General features: G+C 74.0%; 5 protein-coding genes and 1 pseudogene. 5 read left to right on the top strand and 1 reads right to left on the bottom strand.

The genetic code is table 11. From position 1 onward, the window contains the following. Nucleotides 1–223 (bottom strand): hypothetical protein (locus AB8Z36_RS28475; protein ID WP_369216252.1); only part of this gene is annotated, 223 nt, incomplete at its 3' end. On the opposite strand from AB8Z36_RS28475, the pseudogene AB8Z36_RS28470 reads away from it, so the two are divergent. The 5 genes and pseudogenes from AB8Z36_RS28470 to AB8Z36_RS28450 all read left to right on the top strand — a co-directional run. Then, a pseudogene (locus AB8Z36_RS28470) lies at nucleotides 161–949 on the top strand (MSCRAMM family protein); the annotation flags it as partial. The gene AB8Z36_RS28475 and the pseudogene AB8Z36_RS28470 overlap by 63 nt on opposite strands. A 202-nt stretch (nucleotides 950–1,151) precedes the next feature. Continuing rightward, a complete protein-coding gene (locus tag AB8Z36_RS28465; protein WP_369216251.1) occupies nucleotides 1,152–3,596 on the top strand; it encodes an ATP-binding SpoIIE family protein phosphatase in 2,445 nt (814 codons plus the stop codon). Between the two features lie 120 nt (nucleotides 3,597–3,716). Further along, entirely contained in the window at nucleotides 3,717–4,445 is a 729-nt protein-coding gene (locus AB8Z36_RS28460) for a methyltransferase domain-containing protein (RefSeq protein WP_369216250.1), read from the top strand. Nucleotides 4,446–4,616: 171 nt separating this feature from the next. Beyond that, nucleotides 4,617–5,297 carry a GntR family transcriptional regulator gene (locus AB8Z36_RS28455; RefSeq protein ID WP_369216249.1) on the top strand — a complete coding sequence of 227 codons (681 nt, stop codon included), beginning with the start codon at nucleotides 4,617–4,619 and terminating at the stop codon, nucleotides 5,295–5,297. Beyond that, the gene (locus AB8Z36_RS28450) at nucleotides 5,294–6,196 is read left to right on the top strand and encodes a dihydrodipicolinate synthase family protein (protein ID WP_369216248.1); all 903 of its coding nucleotides are present in this window, start codon (nucleotides 5,294–5,296) and stop codon (nucleotides 6,194–6,196) included. Before AB8Z36_RS28455 ends, AB8Z36_RS28450 begins: the two co-directional genes overlap by 4 nt. Nucleotides 6,197–6,216 lie beyond the last annotated feature (20 nt).

The following is a 6,216-nucleotide window of genomic DNA, read 5'->3' as shown; positions in this document are numbered from 1 at the left end:
GCGCGGTGAGGGCCGACTGCCAGGCCGCGGCGATCGGGGAGGGGATCTGCGAGGCCGTGCGGACCGTGTGGACGGACTGCACGACGTCGCGGAAGGAGGCCTGCTGGTCGCGGAGCTCGTGCAGATAACCGTGGCGCCCGCCGCCGAGCCGACGGCCGTCCCCCAGCAGGCCCGCCCCTCGGGGGCCGCCGCCGGGGTCCCCGTCTGCGGCACCGTGCAGCACGCCGACGGCACCGTGGTGCCCCGCGCGGCCCTGACCCTCATCGACGTCGCCGGGCAGCAGATCGGGCGCGGCGCGAGCGGCGACGACGGGCGGTACGCCCTGGCGACACCGGGGTCCGGCTCCTTCGTGCTGATCGCGGCGGCCGGGGGCCACCAGCCGCAGGCCGTCACCGTCACCGTGGGCGAGCGGCCCGTCGAGCTGGACGTGGTGCTCGGCGGCGCGGGCCGCCTCGCGGGCACGGTGGTGACCGCCGACGGAACGCCGGTCAGGGACGCCGCCGTCACCCTCACCGACGTACGCGGCGAGGTCGTCGCCACCACCCGCAGCGGCCGCGAGGGCGGCTATGTCATCAGCGAGCTGGTCGCGGGCGAGTACACCCTGGCGGCCAGCGCCCCCGCCTTCCGGCCCGCCGCGCTGCCCGTCAGCGTGCAGGCCTCGCGCGAGACCCGGCAGGACGTGGAGCTCGCGGGCGGCGCGGTGCTGCGCGGCACCGTGCGGGCCGGTGGCGGRSGCSCYGKCSRGSACGCGCGCGTGACGCTGCTCGACGCCGCGGGCAACGTGGTGGACACCCTCACCACCGAGGCGGACGGCACGTTCCGCTTCGTCGACCTGTCGTCCGGCGAGTACACCGTCATCGCGGCCGGGTATCCGCCGGTCGCCACGGTCCTCCAGGTCGCGGGCGGCGGCCGCACCGAGCKGGACCTCCAGCTCGGCCACGAGGACTGACACGAGGGCTGGCACGAGGGCTGGCACGAGGACTGAGGGGGCCCGCGCCCGGTGCCGGAAGCACCGGGTCCGGGGGGCGTGCGCCGGAGGACCGGCGCCCCCCAGGCCAATTCCCCCATTGCCCCGCACGGCAACCTGCGCCGGTCGTACGGTGGTTGGTGGCGAGATGAGATCTTCGCGCCGCCGTGGAAGGAGCATGGCCATGGATCAGGGCACTCCGGATGAACCGGTGGCGCGCGGTGCCGTGGCCGGGCGCATACCGCTGGCCGTGGTCGTCGTCGACGCCGCCGGTCTCGTCTCGCACTGGAGCGTCGGCGCCCGCCGCCTCTTCGGCTGCGCCAAGGAGGAGGCCGTCGGCCGCCCCGTCGGCGATCTGCTGCCCGTGCACGGCGCGATGCCCGAGGACGACGAGCCCTACGGCGCGTACGACGGACTCGGCCCCGACCTGGAGACCTCCCTCGGCCGCCGCATCTCCTACCCGGCGGCGGGACGCGCGCGGCTGACGGGCGCGGGCGGGCAAGGCCGCCGCGTCGATGTGCTCTGGTGGGCGTATCCCCTGATCGGACCGGGTCCCGAGCGGCTCCTCGTACTGGCGGCCGACGCCGCGCGGCTGACCGGCCACGGACCGGTCCCCGAGGACGCCGGTGCGGTCCGCGGCGAGCAGGTCGAGCGCATCGCCCCCGGCTTCGCCCTGCACACCGACTTCCCCGGCGCCGACGAACTGGCGGGCCGGCTGCCCGAGATCCTGCCCAGCATGAGTGTCGCCGAGAGCTCCCGCATCGTCTCCCAGATCCTCGAACTGGGCTATCCGGTCCTGGAGTTCAGCCAGCACGACAGAGTGCCCGTCACCCCCGACTGGGGCGTGGCGCGGCGCACCGAGCGCAAGACCCGCAGGGAGCGCGCCGAGCGGGACGCCGCGCGCGGCCTGCCCGCCGACGGAGCGGACGACGACGAGGGCGAGGACCTCGAGTACGCGGCGGTGCGCGAGCGCCTGGAGTTCCTCAACGAGGTCAGCGGTCGCATCGGGTCCTCGCTCGATCTGTCGCGCACGATCGTCGAGGTCAGCAAGGCGGTCGTGCCGCGCTTCACGGATGTCGCGGGCACCTATCTGCGCGAGCAGGTCGTCGCGGGCGAGGGCTTTCCCGAGGGCCCGCCGGACGAGACCACCCTGTGGCACCGGGTCGCCGTGGAGCACACCGACGAGCCGGGGCGCTGGGACGACGTCGTGCCGGTCGGCGAGTCCATGCCCTTCCCCTCGCACACGCCGTTCTTCCAGTGCATGACCTCAGGCGATCCGGTGCTCGTCCCCCGTATCACCGAGGAGATGGGCAACGCCATCGCCTCGCAGTTCGAGAAGCGCGACATCCGCCCGCTGATCAACCACCGCTCGATGCTCGTCGTGCCGCTCAAGGCACGCAACGTGGTGCTCGGCTTCATGATCCTGCTCCGCCACCGCGAGCGGCCCGTCTTCAACGACATGGACCGCGTCACCGGCGCCGAACTGGCGGCCCGCGCGGGCCTCGTGCTCGACAACGCCCGGATGTACACCTACCAGGAGAGCGTCGCCGACACCCTCCAGGACAGCATGCTGCCGCACATCCAGCCGCGGATGTCCGGCTGCGACATCGCCACCCGCTATCTGCCGGGCACGCTCCTCGGCCGGGTCGGCGGCGACTGGTTCGACTCCGTGAAGCTGCCCGGCTCGCGGACCGCCCTCGTCGTCGGCGATGTCATGGGCCACGGCCTCAACTCGGCGGCGATGATGGGCCAGTTGCGCACGGCCGTCCAGACGATGGCCGCCCTCGACCTGCCGCCCGAGCAGCTCCTGCGCAACCTCGACGACCTCGCCCAGCGCCTCGGCGAGCACTATCTGGCGACCTGTCTGTACGCGGTCTACGACCCGATCGCGGGCGAGCTGCTCCTCGCCAACGCCGGGCACATCCCGCCCGTCGTGGTCCGCGCGGAGGACGGCCGCAGCGAGCTCCTCGACCTGCCCACCGGGGCGCCCATCGGCGTCGGCGGCGTCCCCTTCGAGTCGGTGCGGATACGGGTGGCCCCGGGCGACCGGCTGCTGATGTGCACCGACGGCCTCGTGGAGGTGCGCGGCGAGGACATCGGCGTCGGCCTCGCCACGCTCACCGAGTCCGCGGCGCACCCGGCCGCCTCCATGGACGACGCCTGCGACACGATCATCCGTGCCCTCAACACCCGGGGTGGCCGCAAGGACGACGTGGCGCTCCTGATGGCCCGGCTCAACGGCGTCGCGCCCGAGGACGTCGCGCACTGGCGGTTCGCCCTCGACCCCAGCGAGGTCGGCCGGGCCCGTGAACTGGTGCGCCATCGGCTCGCGTCCTGGTCGCTCCAGGCCCTCGCGGACAGCGCCGAGCTGCTGGTCAGCGAGTTGATCACCAATGTCGTACGGCACTCGCGCAGCAGCCGTGTCGACCTGCGCCTGGTGCGTGCGGGTGCGCTGCTCGTCGAGGTCGAGGACGACGACCACACGCTTCCCACGCTGCTCAGCGCGGGCCCGACGGACGAGTCGGGGCGTGGTCTGCGCGTCATCAGCGCGCTCGCCCGGGAGTGGGGCACGAGCCGTACCGACGCGGGCAAGACGGTCTGGTTCGAGCTGGCGCTGCCCGCGCGGTAGCTGCCCGGTGGTACGGGTAGTGAACCATCGCGCGGGCGCCTTGTGGGTGCGCCCCCGGGGCGGTAGACCGATCTGACCGCCCGTTACGGCGGCATCGCGGCGCGCACCGGGGAGGCACGCATGAGCGTCACACGTCGGTACAGGGAGGCCTGGGAGGCGTTCTGGCGGGCGGCACCCGTCGAGCGGGGCGCCGTCTTCTGGGACGCCGAGCCCGCCCTCACCGCGGCACTGCATCTGGCCCTGTTCGAACCGCACCTGGTGGCCGAGGAGCTGCCCCTCGTCGACCTGGGCTGCGGCAACGGCACCCAGAGCCGCTTCCTCGCGGGCACCTTCCCGCGCGTCGTTGGCCTCGACCTGTCCGCCGCCGCGATCGACCGCGCCCGGCGCGCCGACCCGGCGGGGGACGTGGAGTTCCGGCAGTTCGACGCCGTGCAGGAGGGGGCGGCCGGGCTGCTCCACGCGGAGCTGGGAGACGCGAACCTCTACATGCGCGGCGTGCTCCACCAGTGCGAGCCCGCCGCCCGGCAGCCCCTGGCCGACGCCATCGCGACGCTGACCGGTGAGCGCGGCAGGGCCTTCGTCGTCGAGCCGTCCGAGGCGGCCAGACCCGTACTCCTCGCCCTGGCCGGGGGCCCCGGCGGGCCGCCGCCGAAGCTCGCCCCCGTCTTCGCGCACGGCCTCACGCCYGCCGACGTCGTGGACGACGCCGTGCCCCGGCACTTCGCCGCGGCCGGTCTCACCGTGCTGGCCTCCGGTGAACTCCCGCTCTTCACCACGGAGTCCGCGCCCGACGGCTCCCGCGTCGAACTGCCCTCACGGTGGTTCGCGGTGGGCCGGACCGCGAACTGACGACCGCAGAAGCCTACTTGGGCATTTTTCGTCAGGACCGTTGACGAACTCGGCTCGTCCTCCTAGCTTCATCGCGTCGTACTTCGTACGTCATATATGAGACGCGATATCTGAGACGCCATATCCGCGACGTGCTGACTGAGACGCGATGACTGAGATCAGAGGCTGCCCATGACGTCCGTCCCGACTCCGGCCCCGGCGGTCGCCGCGCCGGTCCCGGTGCCGATCCCCTCGCGCACGCAAGTCGTGCTCGAATCGGTCAGGCACCGCATCCTGAGCGGCGAGTTGCGCCCGGGGCAGCCACTGGTCGAGACGGAGCTCGCCCGTGAGTACGGCGTCTCCAAGACACCCGTGCGCGAGGCCCTGAAGACCCTGGCGGGCACCGGCCTCGTCGAGATGAGCCAGTACAAGGGCGGCGCGGTCCGCACCGTCGACGCGGCCATGGCCCGTGAGGTCTACGACGTACGGCTGCTCCTCGAACCGGAGGCGCTGCGCCGCACCGTGCTGCGCGGCGCCCCGCTCCGGGCGGCGCGCGAGGCGCTGGTGCGGGCCGACGCGGCCGACGACGCCGCCGTACGCGCCCTCGCCAACCGGGAGTTCCACCGCGCCCTCTACACCGACTGCGGCAATCCGCTGCTTGGGCGGCTCCTGGACGGCGTACGGGACCAGGCCGCGCTCGTCTCCGCCGTGGCCTGGGCCGCCGACCCCTCATGGGACCGCGAGGCCGCCGAGCACGCGGAGATCCTGCGGCTCGCCCTGGCCGGGGACGCGGACGGGGCGGCGCGGGCCCTGCACCGGCACATCGAGTCGTTCGTACGGCGCGCCTTCCCCGGCGAGGGGGATGCGGAGTGAGCTTCGGGACCCAGCGCGCCGCGCTCGCCGACGTCGTCGCCATCCCGGTGACGCCGTTCACCGAGGACGGCGGCATCGACCGCGCCGCCCACCGCGCGATCCTGCGCCGACTGCTGGACGCCGGGGTGCGCACCCTGACCCCGAACGGCAACACCGGGGAGTTCTACGCCCTCTCGCCCGCGGAGCGCCGCGAGGTCGTGGAGCTGACGCACGCCGAGACCGCAGGACGCGCGGTCCTGCTCGCCGGAGTGGGCCACGACGTGCCGACCGCCGTCGCCGCCGCCCGGCACGCCGAGGAGCACGGGGCGAGCATGGTGATGGTCCATCAGCCCGTGCACCCCTACGTGTCGGACGCGGGCTGGGTCGCCTACCACCGGGCGATCGCCGAGGCCGTGCCCGAACTCGGCGTCGTCCCGTATCTGCGCGATCCGGGCCTGCCGGGGGCGTGCCTGGCCGAACTGGCCGACGCCTGCCCCAACGTCATCGGCGTCAAGTACGCCGTGCCGGACGCCGTGCGCTTCGCCGGGTTCGCGCGTGACGCCGGGCTCGACCGCTTCGTCTGGGTCGCGGGGCTCGCGGAGCCGTACGCCCCCTCGTACTTCTCGGCGGGCGCCACCGGCTTCACCTCCGGCCTGGTGAACGTCGCGCCTGAGCTCTCGCTGCGCATGATCGAGGCGCTGCGGTCCGGTGACCATCCCCTGGCCATGACGGTGTGGGAGCGGATCCGCCGCTTCGAGGAGCTGCGGGCCGCCGACGGCTCCGCGCACAACGTGACCGTCGTCAAGGAGGCCCTCGCCGCGCTGGGGCTCTGCCGCCGCGACGTACGGGCGCCCAGCAGCCTCCTGCCGGAGCCGGAGCGCGCCGAGATGGCCGCCCTCGTGCGGGGGTGGTCCGGGTGAGAGGGGACGGAGCCGAGGCC

The organism is Streptomyces flavofungini (assembly GCF_041028215.1).
Taxonomy (GTDB): Bacteria; Actinomycetota; Actinomycetes; order Streptomycetales; family Streptomycetaceae; genus Streptomyces; species Streptomyces flavofungini_B.
This window is presented reverse-complemented; position numbering and strand designations above follow the sequence as displayed.